A 16,992-nucleotide genomic window follows, 5' to 3' on the forward strand; every position below is an offset into this window, starting at 1 on the left:
CGTGCCCCCGCCCCGTATCGTTGGAAGCGTTCCCCGCCCCCTCCGCCGCCGGTCCGTCCCAGTCCTGAAAGGCCGCAGTCCCCATGGTGCAGATCAAGAACCCCGAGCAGATCGCCAAGATGCGTGAGGCGGGGCTGGTCGTCGCCGCCATCCACGCGGCCACGCGCGAGGCGGCCGTCCCCGGCGCCACGACCAAGGACCTGGACCAGGTCGCGCGCAAGGTGCTCGCGGAGCACGAGGCCAAGCCGAACTTCCTCGGGTACGGCGGCTTCCCCGCCACGATCTGCACCTCCGTGAATGAGGTCGTCGTCCACGGCATCCCGTCCGACGACGTGGTCCTCAAGGACGGGGACATCATCTCCATCGACTGCGGCGCGATCATCGACGGCTGGCACGGCGACGCCGCCTACACGGCCTTCGTCGGCTCGGGGCACGCCCCGGAGCTGGTGGAGCTCTCCCGGGTGACCGAGGAGTCGATGTGGGCGGGCATCGCGGCCATGAAGCAGGGCAACCGGCTGGTCGACGTCTCCCGGGCCGTCGAGACCTACATCCGCCGCCAGCCCAGGCCCGGCGGCGGCAAGTACGGGATCATCGAGGACTACGGCGGCCACGGCATCGGCACCGAGATGCACATGGACCCGCACCTCCTGAACTACGTCGACCGCAAGCGCGGCAAGGGCCCCAAGCTCGTCCCCGGCTTCTGCCTCGCCATCGAGCCCATGGTCTCCCTCGGCACCCCCCGCACCGAGGTCCTGTCGGACGACTGGACGGTGATCACGACGGACGGCACCTGGTCCTCGCACTGGGAGCACTCCATCGCCCTGACGGAGCAGGGTCCCCTGGTCCTGACGGCTCCTGACGGGGGCAGGGCGAAGCTGGCGGAGCTGGGTGTCACGGCGGCGCCGGACCCGCTGGCGTGACTGCGGTGGCCGGCGAGCCCTTGCATAACGATCTCGTATCCGGGGCAGACTTCCTCGTTTCGCCTTTCCGGGTTTGCTGACGTAGACTGACTCGTCGGCTCCCGTGTATCGGCATGTCTGCAGGTTGATGGTTGATATGCGACATGGCGCACAGGAGTCGATCAAGGTAGTCGATTCGAAGGGCGAAGCGTGGCCAAGAAGCAAGGTGCCATCGAGATCGAGGGCACTGTCGTCGAGTCTCTTCCGAACGCGATGTTCAGGGTCGAGCTCCAGAACGGCCACCAGGTCCTGGCACACATCAGCGGCAAGATGCGTATGCACTACATTCGCATCCTCCCTGACGACCGGGTCGTGGTGGAGCTGTCTCCGTACGACCTGACGCGTGGTCGGATCGTCTACCGGTACAAGTGAGTTTGGGCGGGTCCAGCACCCGCCCCGGCGGCCGGGAGGGTCGTCGCCGGACAGGTACGTCCTGTCACACTCCCCGGAGCGATCCAGGGGAGAGTCTTCCCGAACGGTACAAGTAGATCTTTCCCTTGCCCGGCTCCGTATGGCGCGGGGCACTGAGCCCGGAGAACTTCACTCAATGAAGGTCAAGCCGAGCGTCAAGAAGATCTGCGACAAGTGCAGGGTGATCCGCCGTCACGGCCGGGTCATGGTCATCTGCGACAACCCGCGCCACAAGCAGCGCCAGGGCTGAAGCAGCACCGTCCCTCCGCGATTCGCAGGACTTCGCGCGACGCGAGCTGAATTGTTCATACGCAGGACCCGGACGCCGAGGCGTCCGACACCCCCGGTTCGGAGGCCGGGGACCCGATTCGTACCTCATACGGCGGTTGGGGACCGGTTCTGTGGAAGACCTCCGACAACCAACTGGAGCCATTGAATGGCACGCGTTTCCGGTGTTGACATCCCGCGCGAAAAGCGCGTAGAGATCGCCCTCACCTACGTGTTCGGCATCGGCCGGACCCTCTCGCAGCAGACGCTCGCTGCCACGGACGTGGACCCGAACACCCGTGTTCGGGATCTCTCCGAGGAGCAGCTCGTCGCGATCCGCGAGTACGTCGACAACAACATCAAGACCGAGGGCGACCTCCGCCGTGAGGTCCAGGCCGACATCCGCCGCAAGGTCGAGATCGGCGCCTACCAGGGTCTGCGCCACCGTCGTGGTCTGCCCGTCCGCGGTCAGCGCACCAGCACCAACGCTCGCACCCGCAAGGGCCCGCGTCGCGCCATCGCCGGCAAGAAGAAGCCGGGCAAGAAGTAGTCCGCAGCGGACTCGCCGTCCAGCGGTCTTCGCTGTAGGACCGACCACCTCCCGTAGGAGTACGACATGCCCCCCAAGGGACGTCAGGGCGCGACCAAGAAGGTGCGCCGCAAGGAAAAGAAGAACGTCGCTCACGGCCACGCGCACATCAAGAGCACGTTCAACAACACGATCGTGTCCATCACGGACCCGACCGGCAACGTGATCTCCTGGGCCTCCGCCGGCCACGTCGGCTTCAAGGGCTCCAGGAAGTCCACGCCGTTCGCCGCGCAGATGGCCGCCGAGTCGGCTGCCCGCCGCGCCCAGGAGCACGGCATGCGCAAGGTCGACGTGTTCGTCAAGGGCCCGGGTTCCGGTCGTGAGACCGCCATCCGCTCCCTCCAGGCGACCGGCCTCGAGGTCGGCTCGATCCAGGACGTCACGCCCACCCCGCACAACGGCTGCCGTCCGCCGAAGCGTCGTCGCGTCTGACGCACCGGTCGCGTCGGCTCGGCTTCCGGCTGGGGGTGTGGGGGTTGTCCCCCACATGTCGCAGCACGGCTGCCGTCCGCCGAAGCGTCGTCGCGTCTGATCTCGCTTCACCGCGACATCGTTTCACCGCTTCACCAGGGTTTCCGGGCGGTACGGCTCTTTCGGGTCGTATCGCCCGTACCCTTGCAGTACTGGTCGGGCGTCAAATAGCGGGCGCCCCTGACTGAAGGATTCACACATGCTGATCGCTCAGCGTCCCTCGTTGACCGAAGAGGTCGTCGACGAGTTCCGCTCCCGGTTCGTCATCGAGCCGCTGGAGCCGGGCTTCGGCTACACCCTCGGCAACTCCCTGCGCCGTACGCTCCTGTCGTCGATCCCCGGTGCCGCGGTCACCAGCATCCGCATCGACGGTGTCCTGCACGAGTTCACCACCGTGCCGGGCGTCAAGGAAGACGTCACCGACCTGATCCTCAACATCAAGCAGCTTGTCGTCTCCTCGGAGCACGACGAGCCGGTCGTGATGTACCTGCGCAAGCAGGGCCCGGGTCTGGTCACCGCCGCCGACATCGCGCCCCCGGCCGGTGTCGAGGTGCACAACCCCGACCTCGTCCTCGCCACGCTCAACGGCAAGGGCAAGCTGGAGATGGAGCTGACCGTCGAGCGCGGTCGCGGCTACGTCTCCGCCGTGCAGAACAAGCAGCTCGGTCAGGAGATCGGGCGCATCCCGGTCGACTCGATCTACTCGCCGGTCCTCAAGGTCACGTACAAGGTCGAGGCCACGCGTGTCGAGCAGCGCACCGACTTCGACAAGCTGATCGTCGACGTCGAGACCAAGCAGGCCATGCGTCCGCGCGACGCCATGGCGTCGGCCGGCAAGACCCTCGTCGAGCTGTTCGGTCTCGCCCGCGAGCTGAACATCGACGCCGAGGGCATCGACATGGGTCCGTCCCCGACGGACGCCGCGCTGGCCGCCGATCTGGCGCTGCCGATCGAGGAGCTCGAGCTCACCGTTCGGTCGTACAACTGCCTCAAGCGTGAGGGCATCCACTCCGTGGGTGAGCTCGTCGCGCGTTCGGAGGCCGACCTGCTCGACATCCGCAACTTCGGTGCGAAGTCGATCGACGAGGTCAAGGCCAAGCTCGCGGGTATGGGGCTGGCGCTGAAGGACTCGCCTCCCGGGTTCGACCCGACCGCCGCCGCCGACGCCTTCGGCGCCGACGACGACGCGGACGCGGGTTTCGTGGAGACCGAGCAGTACTGATTCACCTCCCCCGCGCCCCTTCGGGGTGCGGGGTCTCCGACGGGCGACCGCCCGCTCGGATACTGACCTCGGTACCTGATACGGCCGGGGCAGACACCTAGGAGAAACATCATGCCGAAGCCCACCAAGGGTGCCCGTATGGGCGGCAGCGCCGCGCACGAGAAGCTGCTCCTCGCGAACCTCGCGAAGTCGCTGTTCGAGCACGGCCGGATCACCACCACGGAGTCGAAGGCGCGCAAGCTGCGTCCGTACGCCGAGCGTCTGGTCACCAAGGCGAAGAAGGGCGACCTTCACAACCGCCGTCAGGTGCTCCAGGTGATCACGGACAAGAGCGTCGTCCACACGCTCTTCACCGAGATCGGCCCGCGCTACGAGAACCGTCCCGGTGGCTACACCCGGATCACCAAGATCGGTAACCGCCGTGGCGACAACGCGCCCATGGCCGTCATCGAGCTGGTCGAGGCGCTGACCGTGTCGCAGCAGGCCACCGGCGAGGCCGAGGCCGCGACCAAGCGCGCGGTCAAGGAAGACGCCCTCAAGAAGGACGAGGCCGTCGAGGACGCCAAGCCGGCCGACGAGGCCGCCGAGGCTCCTGCCGAGGAGTCCAAGGAGTCCGAGGAGTCCAAGGACGCCTGAGGCTCCGCCTTGCGGTTGAACGGGTCCGCCCCCTTCGGGGCGGGCCCGTTCCGCGTTCCTGAGAGGATCCAGGAGTGAGTGACGAAGTACAGCCCGGGTTCGTACGGGTGCGGCTGGACCTTTCCTACGACGGGGCCGAGTTCTCCGGCTGGGCCAAGCAGGCCGGCGGGCGCCGGACCGTGCAGGGCGAGATCGAGGACGCGCTGCGGACGGTCACGCGGTCGCGCGAGACGTACGACCTGACCGTGGCGGGGCGGACCGACTCCGGGGTGCACGCGCGGGGTCAGGTCGCCCACGTCGACCTGGAGCGCGAGGTGTGGGCCGAGCATCACGTGAAGCTGCTCAAGCGGCTCGCCGGACGGCTGCCGAGGGACGTACGGGTGTGGGCCCTCAGGGAGGCGCCCAGCGGCTTCAACGCCCGGTTCTCGGCGGTCTGGCGGCGCTACGCCTACCGGGTCACCGACAACCCCGGCGGCGTCGACCCGCTGCTGCGCGGCCACGTCCTGTGGCACGACTGGCCCCTCGACGTGGACGCCATGAACGAGGCCGCCCGCGGACTGCTGGGCGAGCACGACTTCGCCGCCTACTGCAAGAAGCGGGAGGGGGCCACCACCATCCGGACGCTGCAGGAACTGAGCCTGGTGCGTGGCGAGGACGACGGGATCGTCACCGCCACCGTGCGGGCCGACGCCTTCTGCCACAACATGGTGCGCTCCCTCATCGGGGCGTTGCTGTTCGTCGGCGACGGGCACCGCACGCCCGACTGGCCGGCGAAGGTGCTCGCCGCGGGCGTACGGGACTCCGCGGTGCACGTCGTACGGCCGCACGGGCTGACGCTTGAGGAGGTCGGCTACCCGGCCGACGAGCTGCTGGCGGCCCGGAACAAGGAGGCGCGCAACAAGCGGTCGCTGCCGGGAGCCGGCTGCTGCTGACGGTACCGACGGGCGGGTACCGGCACCGGCGAGCGGGCGCCGGTGTCGGCGGCGGCGTCAGCCCTGTGCCTCCGCCGCCGCCGACGCCTGGGCCTCGCCGCGGCGGCGGATCTGCCGGAAGGCGAACTCGGCCAGGTCGTCACCGGCCCGGAACACGCCGGTGGACTTCTCCGTGACGTCCTTGGCGCCCGCGAAGCCGGCCACGGTGAAGTAGGCGTAGCGGCCGTAGGAGTTGGTGGTGGAGCGGCAGACGGCGCCGGTGCAGAAGGACTTGACGCCGCCGCCGGACAGGGAGCGCACGATGCTCTTCTTGTCGGCCTGCTTCTTGGCCTTGGTGGCCTGCGCCTCGGTGTCGAAGACGGCCACGCCGACCGTCACGGAGGTGTCGCCCTTGGTGTAGGTGACGCGGATCAGCCGGGTGCAGTCATTGGCGTCGAGGACCTTCGGCAGGGTGCCCTGGGCGGCGGAGCCGCAGGTGCGGGTGTCGGCCGTCGGGCCCTTCTTGTAGACCGTCTCGCCCATGGTGAGCTGGGTGCCGGGGAAGAGCAGGTCCGGGCTGAGCGGGGCCTTGTCCTTCTTGGCGCTGGAGACGAAGTCCTTCGGGTCCAGCGGCGGCGGGGCGCTGGTCGGCGCGAAGGACGGCTCGGTCGCCGTCGAGCTGGGTATCTCCGCCGTCGTGGGGAGCTGCGAGGTACCGCCGCCGGATGCCTGGTCGGAGCCGTTCGCCGAGACCACCGCCACGGCGACGGCACCGGCTATCGCCACGGTGGCCAGCGCGCCGCCGCCGATGAAGAACAGCCGGCGCCGCTTGGCACGGGCCTCGGAGGCCTCGGCGAGAGCCGCCCAGTCCGGGGTGTTGTCGCTGTCACCACTGTTCCAGGGCTGCTGCGGCTGTTGCGGCGGCTGCGCCTGTGGCTGCTGCGATTGCGGTTTCCAGGGATCCCACTGTGACTGAGGTCCCCCCTGCCCAAAGCTCATGGGCCGCATCTTAGACGGGCCGAGAGGCGTGCTGGTGCGCGTCCCCGGGCCCCGCAGGGCCTAGCGTTCCGTTCATGCGGACGGGCAAAAGCGACATCTCGGGGTGGTTGGTGCGACCGGCGCGAGGGCACCTGTGGGCGGTGCTCGTGACGGTGCTGGCGGCGTCCGCCGCACACGCGGCGAGGGTGACCTCGGACGGAGGGATGGACAACGCGATCGTCGTGCGGGCCGCCCGCACCTGGCTGGCCGGTGGCTCCCCCTACGACGATCCGCACTTCCTCTATCTCCCGAGCGCGGTCCTGGCCGCCGTTCCGCAGGCGCTGCTGCCCGGGGCCGTGCTGCGCGTACTGGTGCCGTGCGCGGTGACGGTCCTGCTGACGCTGGCCTGGGCGTGTGCGCTGCGGCTGCACCGCGTGCCGCTCGGCAGCCGGCTCGCGGCCCTCGGGCTGACGGGGCTCGCGCTGGGCTTCGCGCCGTTCGGGCACCTCGTGCGCCTCGGCAACTGGACGGTGACGGCGACGGTGGCGCTTCCGCTGGCCCTGCTGCTGGCGAGCCGGGGACGGTGGACGGCGGCGGGCGCGGTGATCGGCGCGGCCGTGGCGCTCAAGCCGCTGCTCGCGCCGGTCGTCCTGCTGTTCCTGTTCGCCGGGCGGTGGCGGGCGCTGGCGGCGGCCGTCCTGGTGCCTGCGCTGGCCTCCGCCGCGGCGGCGCTGACGATGCCCGACCCGGCCGGCTTCTTCACCCGCACCCTGCCCTTCCTGCTGCACGGCGACGACGGTTTCGTCCGGCTCTACGAGGCGTCCCCGGCGGCCGTACTGCCCCGGCTCGGCGTGCCGCCGGCGCTCGCGCAGGGGCTCGCGGTGGCGGCGGCCTGCGCCGGGGTGCTCTGCGCGTACCGGCGCTGGCGCCGCGCCGATCCCGGCCCGCTGCGGCTCGCGGAGACCGGCGCGGGTCTGATGCTCTCGGCGTTCCTCGTCTCCCGGCCGTCCTACGACCACTACCTCCTGGTCGCCCTGCCGCTGCTGCTCGCCGGGCTGCCGTACGCCGGGTCGGTGGCCCGCGGGGCGTGGTTCTGGATCGCCCTGGTGCCCCAGGTACCGGGGCTGACCTGGCCCTGGCTGGAGTCGGAGCGGCGGCGGGCCTTCCGGGACGCCTTCACCCTGTGCGTGCTGGCGGCGACGGTCGCCCGGCAGGCGTGGAACGGCACGGCGGCCGCCGACGATCATGTGGGCGCCGCGCACGCACGGGAGGCGGCGCCGGAACCCGCGCGGGCCCCGGCGACCCCGTTTTGACCAGGCTGCCGGACCCCGGGTATTCTGCACAGTCGTATGTGTATTGGCTTGCTCATTCTCACGTGAGGGGCCCTTACACCGGTCTACCGGGACCGATGACCAGCGACCTGCACGCGGTATGCGTCACCGCGGTGCGGTCAGGGCTGTCGTGATCGTCTTCGGTGACCATGTCAGGACCACTCACTGAAGAAGCGAAGGCTACGAACCGTGCGTACGTACAGCCCCAAGCCCGGCGATGTGACGCGTCAGTGGCACGTCATCGACGCCCAGGACGTCGTCCTGGGTCGTCTGGCCACCACTGCGGCCTCCATCCTGCGCGGCAAGCACAAGCCGATCTACGCGCCCCACGTCGACACCGGTGACTTCGTCATCATCATCAACGCCGACAAGGTGCACCTCTCCGGCAACAAGCGGACCCAGAAGATGGCGTACCGCCACTCCGGATACCCGGGCGGTCTGCGCTCCGTGCGCTACGACGAGCTCCTGGACAAGAACCCGGAGAAGGCGGTCGAAAAGGCCATCAAGGGCATGCTCCCGAAGAACTCCCTGGGCCGTCAGATGCTCTCGAAGCTGAAGGTCTACAAGGGTGACCAGCACCCGCACGGCGCGCAGCAGCCGCAGCCGTTCGAGATCACCCAGGTCGCGCAGTAGTTCCGGCCACCCTTTAAGACTGAAGAGAATCTGAGGAGCATCGTGGCCGAGACCACTCCCGAGACCACCCTTGAGCAGCCGCTCGAAGAGGTCGACATCGACAGCTACACCACCGAGTCCGAGGTGCCCGTCGAGGGCGAGTACACCTCGGAGTCCATGGCCTCCGCGTTCGGCGAGCCGCAGCCGGCCGCCGGCCTGGGCCGTCGCAAGAACGCCATCGCCCGCGTCCGGATCGTCCCGGGCACCGGCAAGTGGAAGGTCAACGGGCGCACGCTCGAGGACTACTTCCCTAACAAGGTGCACCAGCAGGAAGTCAACGAGCCCTTCAAGGTGCTCGAGCTCGACAACCGCTACGACGTCATCGCCCGCATCTCGGGCGGCGGCGTCTCCGGTCAGGCCGGTGCGCTCCGTCTCGGTGTCGCCCGCGCGCTGAACGAGGCCGACGTCGAGAACAACCGCGGCGCCCTCAAGAAGGCCGGTTACCTCAAGCGTGACGACCGTGCGGTCGAGCGCAAGAAGGCCGGTCTGAAGAAGGCCCGCAAGGCTCCGCAGTACAGCAAGCGCTAAGTCGTACCCGCTGGTTCCGGCTGGTACCGGCTGTACTCCGAACGCCCCGGCGGCACGCCACTGTGCTGCCGGGGCGTTCGTTTATCCCCGTCGTTGGGCGTATAACAGCACAAGACGTTCAAGCGCTGAGAAGCTCAAAGGCTCAAAGGCTTGTGTGATCGGATGGCGTGAGCCGTGGCGTGGGCCGCACCGGCAGCCGCTTCAAGGAATTGACGTTTCCTCAGGAGGACAAGTGGGACGACTCTTCGGCACGGACGGCGTGCGCGGTGTCGCCAACGCGGATCTGACGGCCGAGCTGGCGCTGGGCCTCTCCGTCGCCGCGGCGCACGTACTGGCCGAGGCGGGCACCTTCGCAGGGCACCGGGCGACCGCGGTGGTCGGCCGAGACCCGCGCGCCTCCGGGGAGTTCCTGGAGGCCGCCGTGGTCGCGGGCCTGGCCAGCGCCGGCGTGGACGTGCTGCGGGTCGGCGTGCTGCCGACGCCCGCGGTGGCCCACCTCACCGGCGCGCTCGGCGCCGACCTCGGCGTGATGCTCTCCGCGAGCCACAACGCCATGCCGGACAACGGCATCAAGTTCTTCGCCCGCGGCGGCCACAAGCTCGCCGACGAGCTGGAGGACCGCATCGAGTCCGTCTACGCCGAACACCGCGCCGACGCCCCCTGGGACCGCCCGACCGGCGCCGGCGTCGGTCGCGTCCGGGACTACGACCAGGGGCTCGACCAGTACGTCGCCCACCTCGTCGGCGTCCTCCCGAACCGTCTCGACGGACTGACGATCGTCCTCGACGAGGCGCACGGCGCGGCCTCCCGGGTCTCGCCGGAGGCGTTCGCGCGGGCCGGCGCCGAACTGATCACCATCGGTGCGGTCCCGGACGGCCTCAACATCAACGACGGCTGCGGCTCCACGCACCTCGACCTGCTCAAGGCCGCCGTCATCGAGCACGGCGCCGACCTCGGCATCGCCCACGACGGCGACGCCGACCGCTGCCTGGCCGTGGACCACACCGGCGCGGAGGTGGACGGCGACCAGATCCTCGCCGTGCTCGCGCTGGCGATGCGGGAGCGCGAGGCGCTGCGGTCCGACACCGTCGTGGCGACCGTCATGTCCAACCTGGGCTTCAAGCTCGCCATGGAGCGCGAGGGCATCCGCTTCGTGCAGACCGGCGTCGGCGACCGGTACGTGCTGGAGGAGATGAAGGAGCACGGCTACGCCCTCGGCGGCGAGCAGTCCGGCCACGTCATCATCCTCGACCACGCCACCACCGGCGACGGCACGCTGACCGGCCTGATGCTGGCGGCCCGGGTCGCGCAGACCGGCCGTACGCTGCGGGACCTCGCGTCCGTGATGGACCGGCTGCCGCAGGTGCTGGTCAATGTGCCGGACGTGGACAAGTCCCGGGTGACGACCTCTGCCGAGCTGGCCGCGGCGGTGTCCGAGGCCGAGCGTGAGCTGGGGAGCACCGGGCGGGTGCTGTTGCGTCCCTCCGGGACCGAGCCTCTTGTGCGGGTGATGGTGGAGGCCGCGGACATCGAGCAGGCTCGGGCTGTGGCGGGGCGGTTGGCCGACGTCGTGAAGTCTGCGCTGGGGTAGTTCTGCGGGGCCGGGTTCGGGGTGGGGGGTTCTGTGCGTTGCGGGGTGCGGCGCCGTCGTGGCTTGTCGCGCCCGCGCGGCGGAGCCGCACATCAGCAGAGCCCCGGGTCCCTAGGTGGGTTTACTCATCCGGCCTCGCTGAGTTGCCCACAACGCCTTCTGAGCGAGCAGCGTGAGTGTTCCGGCCACGACGATGCCCGCCAGGTTGAGCAGGAGCTGTTCGCTGGAGCCGACCGTCTGGTTGGTGTCGCCGAAGCTCAGGGCGACGGCCGCGTTGGCGGCCGCCGGGACCGTGGTGACGGAGATGGCGACCCCCACCAGGGCGCCGGACTTCGCCGAGGTCAGCGAGAGCGTACCCGCGATGCCGGCGAGGATCGCCACCACGAAGGAGAAGGCGTCGGGGGCGTAGACGAAGCCGGTGTTGGGCCGGTCGCCCTCCAGTTTGCCCTCGCTGAACTGGTCGAACGCGGTCATGACCCAGCTAAAGCCCACCGTCACCGCCATCGCCACCGCGAAGCCCACCAGCAGGGCGGTCAGTGAACGCAGCGCCAGCCGCGGGGCCCGCTGGACGATCGCCGTGCAGATCCCGGCGAGGGGGCCGAACTCCGGTCCGACCGCCATCGCGCCCACGATCAGGATCGCGTTGTCGAGGACGACACCGCAGGCCGCGATCATCGTGGCGAGCGTGAGGAAGGCGACGTAGGTGATGGAGAGGGTCGACTCCTCGTGCGTCGCCTCCTCCAACTGCTCCCACAGCACCGCGTCGGCGGCCTCGCCCGGCGCGTCCCGCTCCGCCTTGTCGGCGCGCTCGGACAGCGACAGGTCGATGTTCTCGGCGGTGATGGCGCCGTAGCTGTCGAGGCCCAACGCCCGCAGGCCGTTGATGAGTTCGTCACCGGCCTCGCGGGCCACGTCGCACATGACGACGTCGCCCTCGGGATCGCGGGCCACGCCCGGCAGCACGACGAGGTGGGTGGTGCCGACCGTACGGTCGATCAGGTGGACCACTTCGTCGGTGCGGTCGGCCGGGGTGATCACGCGCAACTGCAGCATCCGCTATTTCTACCGTCGACCGCGGCCCCCGTCACAACTTGCGCCACCTACAGCTTGCGCAGGCTCAGGCGCTGCACCTTGTGATCGGGGCCCTTGCGCAGCACCAGGGTGGCCCGGCCCCGGGTGGGGGCCACGTTCTCCACCAGGTTGGCCTTGTTGATGGTGCGCCAGGTGGTGCGGGCGTAGTCGAGGGCCTCCTCCTCCGAGACCTGCGTGTACTTGCGGAAGTACGAGGACGCGTTCTGGAAGGCGGTCTCGCGCAGCTTCTTGAAACGGTTGAGGTACCAGCGCTCGATGTCCTCGGTACGGGCGTCGACGTACACGCTGAAGTCGAAGTAGTCGGCGAGTCCGACCCTGGTGCGGCCGTCCTTGCCGGGCAGCGCGGGCTGGAGCACGTTGAGGCCCTCGACGATCAGGATGTCGGGGCGGCGGACGACGAGTTTCTGGTCCGGGACGATGTCGTAGATGAGGTGGGAGTAGACGGGAGCGGTGACTTCCGCCTTGCCCGCCTTGATGTCGGCGACGAAGCGGGTCAGGGCCCGGCGGTCGTACGACTCGGGGAAACCCTTCCGCGACATCAGGCCCCGTGCCTCCAGTTCCCGCGTCGGCAGCAGGAAGCCGTCGGTCGTGACCAGTTCGACGCGCGGGTGCTCGGGCCAGCGGGAGAGCAGCGCCTGGAGCAGGCGGGCGACGGTGGACTTGCCGACCGCGACCGAGCCGGCGACCCCTATGACGAAGGGGGTGCCGGACTGGGTGCCCTGCTCGCCGAGGAAGGTGTTCAGCGCGCCGCGCAGGCCGTCGGTGGCGCCGACGTAGAGGTTGAGGAGCCGGGAGAGCGGGAGGTAGATGTCCCGCACCTCGTCGAGGTCGATGACGTCGCCGAGGCCGCGCAGCTTCTCGACCTCCTCGGCGGTCAGCGGCAGCGGCGTCTTGTGGCGCAGCGCGCTCCACTCGGGGCGGGTGAGGTCGACGTAGGGAGTCGCCTCCGGCCGGGACCGGTGGGCGCTCCGGGGAATCGAGGGGACCGGAGAGATCACAGTCCATTGTTAACGGAGTTTGAACGGGGCGGCAGGTGGGCTGCGTCACGCCGGCCGGTCCGCCGCGGCCGACGGCTCCGGCGAGGTCACGGTCGGGTCTCGGGTGGCCTGTTATCGATCGCACGTGCGATTGCCGTAGGTATGGTGCGAGCAAAGTCGACCGGAGCCCGACGTCGGTGCCGACGTGACCCGACAGACTCCGACACGACCCGAAGCACGCGATCCCGGCGCGATCCCAACGCGATCCTGACGTGATCCGACGCGATCCCGATGTCACACCGGTGCGACACCGATGTGACCCTGACGAAAGAGTGCAACGTGAGTTCGACCGCTGTCCGCCGTACCGCCCTCGCGGCCTCCGCCGCCGCCCTGGCCCTGCTTGCCACCGCCTGTGGCGGATCGTCCGACGACGACAGCGCGGCCGGTGACGACAAGGCCAAGGCGGACCAGTCGGCCCCCGCGGGCGACGCGGACCAGTCCGCCCCGGCGGGCAAGGCGCTGACCGCCGCCGAGTTGGAGAAGGTCGCCCTCGCCCAGGCCGACGTCAAGAACGGCGAGGTCACCACCGAGCTGCCGGCGGAGGACAAGGTCGCGAAGGACCAGATCTCGACGGACGACGAGACCTGCCTGCCGCTCGTTCACGTCCAGGCCGCGGTGGCCCAGGGCGAGTCGGCGGCGGACGTGCAGCGTTCCTGGTCGGGCCAGTCGGAGGCGCCCTCCGAGAGCAAGGGCCCGGACGGCCAGGACATGACGACCGTCGACGTGAACCAGATCATGCTGAACGTCGCCTCCTACGAGGACGGCGGCGCCGAGCAGGCGCTGGCGGCGCTCAACACGGCCGCCGAGAAGTGCGCGGGCGGCTTCGACGCCACCGTGGGCAGCGACAAGATGCGGGTCACCAAGGTGAGCGAGACGGACGCCCCCAAGGGCGGCGACGAGGGGCTCGCCGTCGACCTCGGTGTCGCCACCGGCAAGGACAGCAGCGGTCTCATGAAGATCGTCGTGGTCCGCAAGGGATCCACGCTCGCCACCTTCAGTGTCGTCAACCTCTCCTCCGTGATGACCGGCGCGGACTTCGAGGTCCCCACGGAGGTCATCGACGCACAGGTCGCCAAGCTGGGCTGACGCACCGGTACCCGCGGACGGCGTTCGCGCCCCGGCGGAAATTTCCGATTTCGGGCACGTGAAGCCCGCTTCGTGTCCGCTCCGTGGCCGATTCTGCTCGTAGGCTGCCGCTTATGTGCGGAATCGTGGGATACGTAGGGTCTCAGTCGGCGCTCGATGTCGTGATGGCCGGACTGAAGCGGCTCGAATACCGGGGATACGACTCGGCGGGCGTCGCCGTCCTCGCGGACGGCGGCCTCGCCACCGTCAAACGCGCCGGCAAGCTCGTCAACCTCGACAAGGAACTGTCCGAACACCCGCTGCCGTCCGCCGCGACCGGCATCGGCCACACCCGGTGGGCCACCCACGGCGGGCCCACCGACGCCAACGCCCACCCGCACCTCGACAACGCGGGCCGGGTGGCCGTGGTCCACAACGGCATCATCGAGAACTTCGCGCGGCTGCGGGCGGAGCTGGAGGAGCGCGGCCACGAGCTGGTCTCGGAGACCGACACCGAGGCCGTCGCCCACCTGCTCGCCGAGGAGTTCTCCGCCTGTGCCGACCTCGCCGAGGCGATGCGGCTGGTGTGCCGGCGGCTGGAGGGCGCGTTCACGCTGGTCGCGGTGCACACGGACGCGCCGGACGTGGTGGTGGGCGCCCGCCGCAACTCGCCGCTCGTGGTGGGCGTGGGGGAGGGGGAGTACTTCCTCGCCTCGGACGTGGCGGCCTTCATCGCCCACACCCGGGACGCCGTCGAGCTGGGCCAGGACCAGGTCGTCGAACTGCGCCGGGACGGCGTGCGGGTCACCGGCTTCGACGGCACCCCGGCGGACGTCCGCTCCTACCACGTCGACTGGGACGCCTCGGCCGCCGAGAAGGCCGGCTACGCCTCCTTCATGCTCAAGGAGATCGCCGAGCAGCCGAAGGCCGTCGCCGACACCCTCCTCGGCCGCATCGACGGCTCCGGCACGCTGAGCCTGGACGAGGTGCGCATCCCGCCGGGGGTACTCCGGGAGGTCGACAAGGTCGTCGTCGTCGCCTGCGGTACGGCCTTCCACGCCGGGCTGATCGCCAAGTACGCCATCGAGCACTGGACGCGGATCCCCTGCGAGGTGGAGCTGGCCAGCGAGTTCCGCTACCGCGACCCCATCCTCGACCAGCAGACCCTGGTCGTCGCGATCTCCCAGTCCGGCGAGACCATGGACACCCTCATGGCGCTGCGCCACGCCCGCGAACAGGGCGCCAGGGTGCTGGCCATCTGCAACACCAACGGCTCGACGATCCCCCGCGAGTCCGACGCGGTGCTCTACACGCACGCGGGCCCCGAGGTCGCCGTCGCCTCCACCAAGGCCTTCCTCACCCAACTGGTGGCCTGCTACCTGGTCGCCCTGTACCTGGGCCAGGTCCGCGGCACCAAGTACGGCGACGAGATCCGCGACGTCGTCCGCGACCTCTCCCGGATCTCCGGCGCCGTCGAACAGGTCCTCGGGACCATGGAGCCGGTACGCGAACTCGCCCGCTCCCTCGCCCACAAGAACACGGTGCTGTTCCTGGGCCGGCACGTCGGCCACCCCGTCGCCCTCGAAGGCGCCCTCAAGCTCAAGGAATTGGCGTACATGCACGCCGAGGGCTTCGCGGCGGGCGAGCTGAAACACGGGCCCATCGCGCTGATCGAGGATGACCTGCCGGTCGTCGTGGTCGTCCCGTCCCCGCGCGGCCGCTCGGTCCTCCACGACAAGATCGTGTCCAACATCCAGGAGATCCGGGCCCGCGGCGCCCGCACCATCGTCATCGCCGAGGAGGGCGACGAGGCGGTCGTCCCCTACGCCGACCACCTCGTCCGCATCCCGGTCACCCCGACGCTGCTCCAACCGCTCGTCGCGACGGTGCCGTTGCAGGTCTTCGCCTGTGAACTGGCGACGGCACGGGGCAACGAGGTGGATCAGCCGCGCAACCTGGCGAAGTCGGTGACGGTGGAGTGAGCGGGCTTCAGGGCGTCGACGAAGGTGGCGAATGTGGTGGGCGGGAAGGCGAGGGCGGCCGTCGCCGGGGTCTTGGAGTCACGTACGGCGACGAGTGTGGGGGAGTTTGCTATCTCCACGCAGGAATTGCCGTCGCCGGGACCTGAGTAGGACGACTTCCGCCAGTTGCCGGGGGTGCCCATGCGTCCCTCACCGCTCCTTCGTCAACCTGTGGATGAAGTCGCGCGACTTGTCGGGGTCGAGCGACGCACTCTCCACCTTACGGAAGAGCGTTCGAAATGCGCGGAGTTGGTCCTCGCCGTCGATGAAGGCCGTGCCGTGCGGTGCGTCGCGCGCGACGGTGTCCAGTTTCGGCACGGTGCCTCCCGCATACACCATCGCGCTCGCGGCACCGGCGAACCCCTCCAGGTCAAGAGAAATGACCCGTACGGTGACGTTGCCCGCATCCGTCAGTTGCAGAAGATGGTCGAGCTGTGCTCGTGAGGCCGCACGGTCGCTGACCATGATGCGAAGGGCGGCCTCGTGGATGATCGCCTCGTACGGGGTGGCCTGAAGGCTCTGCTTCCTGCGCATACGGTGCCGAACGCGCAGGTCCAGTTCCTTGGGTGGTAGCTCGGGAACGCGGTAGGAGAACACGGCGCGTGCGTAGTCCTCGGTCTGGAGAGGGCCGGGGATGAACAGGAACCCCACCTCCCGCAAGAAGGTGGCGTGCTGTTCCAGTTCGGCGAGGTCGAGAAACGGTGTGGGCAGTAGCCAGCGGTACTCCTCCCACCAACCGCGCGTCCGATCGGTCGCCAATTTGACCAAGGCGTCGATGAATTCCCCGTCCGTGCACCTGTAGTGGCCGGCGAGGCGGCGCAGGCGTGCTTCGCTCACCCCTGCCAGGGCGGATTCGATCTGGCTGATCTGCACGGAGCTGACCCCGAGCAACTCTCCCGCCTCACGGGCCTTGAGGCCTGTGGCGTCACGAAGCCTGCGCAGTTCCGTACCCAGTCGCTTCTGGCGTTCTGTTGGTTCGCGCCTCAGCGGCATCGACGGCTCCTCGGTTCAACGTGCCTCGTTCGGGGGCAGATTTGAACACTCTGCGGAATCCCGGGGCGCCGGAAGCGCACCGCTCCGTCCTGCCAGGACGCGCGCGGCATTGCCACCGACCCCCGCACTCAACCACTCACCACCGAGCAGGAGCTGCCGCATGCCCGAAACCGACCCGTGGGAGTACTCCCTCTACATCCCGAACGACGTCCGAGCCG

The 16,992-nt window shown here is 69.5% G+C and carries 19 protein-coding genes; 14 read left to right on the top strand and 5 right to left on the bottom strand.

From position 1 onward, the window contains the following. Positions 1–83: 83 nt before the first annotated feature. From map to truA, 8 genes are all read left to right on the top strand, one after another. Positions 84–920 (top strand): type I methionyl aminopeptidase, encoded by an 837-nt coding sequence (gene map, locus KUM40_RS18065; protein WP_217167018.1) that lies wholly within the window; start codon positions 84–86, stop codon positions 918–920. Positions 921–1,109: 189 nt separating this feature from the next. Then, positions 1,110–1,331, top strand: coding sequence for a translation initiation factor IF-1 (gene infA / locus KUM40_RS18070; RefSeq protein WP_004927214.1), 222 nt, complete (start codon positions 1,110–1,112; stop codon positions 1,329–1,331). Between the two features lie 175 nt (positions 1,332–1,506). Next, on the top strand, positions 1,507–1,620 hold the full coding sequence (rpmJ, locus tag KUM40_RS18075; protein WP_003974245.1) for a 50S ribosomal protein L36: 114 nt from the start codon (positions 1,507–1,509) through the stop codon (positions 1,618–1,620). A gap of 186 nt (positions 1,621–1,806) precedes the next feature. Continuing rightward, a complete protein-coding gene (gene rpsM, locus KUM40_RS18080; RefSeq protein ID WP_217167019.1) occupies positions 1,807–2,187 on the top strand; it encodes a 30S ribosomal protein S13 in 381 nt (126 codons plus the stop codon). A gap of 66 nt (positions 2,188–2,253) precedes the next feature. Continuing rightward, positions 2,254–2,658 carry a 30S ribosomal protein S11 gene (gene rpsK / locus KUM40_RS18085; RefSeq protein ID WP_007443997.1) on the top strand — a complete coding sequence of 135 codons (405 nt, stop codon included), beginning with the start codon at positions 2,254–2,256 and terminating at the stop codon, positions 2,656–2,658. Positions 2,659–2,896: 238 nt separating this feature from the next. Next, positions 2,897–3,919 carry a DNA-directed RNA polymerase subunit alpha gene (locus tag KUM40_RS18090; protein ID WP_069171149.1) on the top strand — a complete coding sequence of 341 codons (1,023 nt, stop codon included), beginning with the start codon at positions 2,897–2,899 and terminating at the stop codon, positions 3,917–3,919. Between the two features lie 111 nt (positions 3,920–4,030). Continuing rightward, positions 4,031–4,555, top strand: coding sequence for a 50S ribosomal protein L17 (gene rplQ / locus KUM40_RS18095; RefSeq protein WP_217167020.1), 525 nt, complete (start codon positions 4,031–4,033; stop codon positions 4,553–4,555). A gap of 74 nt (positions 4,556–4,629) precedes the next feature. After that, complete coding sequence (truA, locus tag KUM40_RS18100; RefSeq protein ID WP_217167021.1) at positions 4,630–5,487, top strand: tRNA pseudouridine(38-40) synthase TruA; 858 nt, start codon at positions 4,630–4,632, stop codon at positions 5,485–5,487. Between the two features lie 57 nt (positions 5,488–5,544). Here truA and KUM40_RS18105 read toward each other — a convergent pair whose 3' ends face one another. Beyond that, on the bottom strand, positions 5,545–6,465 hold the full coding sequence (locus tag KUM40_RS18105) for a hypothetical protein (RefSeq protein WP_217167022.1): 921 nt from the start codon (positions 6,463–6,465) through the stop codon (positions 5,545–5,547). Between the two features lie 74 nt (positions 6,466–6,539). Here KUM40_RS18105 and KUM40_RS18110 point away from each other — a divergent pair, with 74 nt between their 5' ends. From KUM40_RS18110 to glmM, 4 genes are all read left to right on the top strand, one after another. After that, positions 6,540–7,757, top strand: a complete 1,218-nt coding sequence (locus KUM40_RS18110; protein WP_254395283.1) for a glycosyltransferase 87 family protein — start codon at positions 6,540–6,542, stop codon at positions 7,755–7,757. 207 nt (positions 7,758–7,964) lie between these two features. Continuing rightward, complete coding sequence (gene rplM / locus KUM40_RS18115) at positions 7,965–8,408, top strand: 50S ribosomal protein L13 (RefSeq protein WP_003974239.1); 444 nt, start codon at positions 7,965–7,967, stop codon at positions 8,406–8,408. 42 nt (positions 8,409–8,450) lie between these two features. After that, complete coding sequence (gene rpsI / locus KUM40_RS18120; RefSeq protein ID WP_217167023.1) at positions 8,451–8,975, top strand: 30S ribosomal protein S9; 525 nt, start codon at positions 8,451–8,453, stop codon at positions 8,973–8,975. 232 nt (positions 8,976–9,207) lie between these two features. Then, positions 9,208–10,566: a phosphoglucosamine mutase gene (gene glmM, locus KUM40_RS18125; protein ID WP_217167024.1), complete on the top strand. Its 1,359-nt coding sequence runs from the start codon at positions 9,208–9,210 to the stop codon at positions 10,564–10,566. 111 nt (positions 10,567–10,677) lie between these two features. Here the strand turns inward: glmM and KUM40_RS18130 are convergent, their stop codons facing one another. Then, complete coding sequence (locus KUM40_RS18130) at positions 10,678–11,619, bottom strand: DUF389 domain-containing protein (RefSeq protein WP_217167025.1); 942 nt, start codon at positions 11,617–11,619, stop codon at positions 10,678–10,680. Positions 11,620–11,666: 47 nt separating this feature from the next. Further along, positions 11,667–12,656, bottom strand: a complete 990-nt coding sequence (gene coaA, locus KUM40_RS18135) for a type I pantothenate kinase (RefSeq protein ID WP_217167026.1) — start codon at positions 12,654–12,656, stop codon at positions 11,667–11,669. Positions 12,657–12,974: 318 nt separating this feature from the next. On the opposite strand from coaA, the gene KUM40_RS18140 reads away from it, so the two are divergent. Further along, on the top strand, positions 12,975–13,781 hold the full coding sequence (locus KUM40_RS18140) for a hypothetical protein (RefSeq protein WP_217167027.1): 807 nt from the start codon (positions 12,975–12,977) through the stop codon (positions 13,779–13,781). Positions 13,782–13,894: 113 nt separating this feature from the next. Then, the gene (glmS, locus tag KUM40_RS18145; RefSeq protein WP_217167028.1) at positions 13,895–15,742 is read left to right on the top strand and encodes a glutamine--fructose-6-phosphate transaminase (isomerizing); all 1,848 of its coding nucleotides are present in this window, start codon (positions 13,895–13,897) and stop codon (positions 15,740–15,742) included. On the opposite strand, the gene KUM40_RS18150 is transcribed toward glmS, so the two are convergent. After that, a complete protein-coding gene (locus tag KUM40_RS18150; protein WP_217167029.1) occupies positions 15,703–15,924 on the bottom strand; it encodes a DUF397 domain-containing protein in 222 nt (73 codons plus the stop codon). The two genes, glmS and KUM40_RS18150, sit on opposite strands and share 40 nt — an antisense overlap. A 7-nt stretch (positions 15,925–15,931) precedes the next feature. Next, the gene (locus KUM40_RS18155) at positions 15,932–16,774 is read right to left on the bottom strand and encodes a helix-turn-helix transcriptional regulator (RefSeq protein WP_217167030.1); all 843 of its coding nucleotides are present in this window, start codon (positions 16,772–16,774) and stop codon (positions 15,932–15,934) included. Positions 16,775–16,992 lie beyond the last annotated feature (218 nt).

This window comes from Streptomyces sp. AC512_CC834 (assembly GCF_019049325.1).
In the GTDB taxonomy this organism is placed as follows: domain Bacteria; phylum Actinomycetota; class Actinomycetes; order Streptomycetales; family Streptomycetaceae; genus Streptomyces.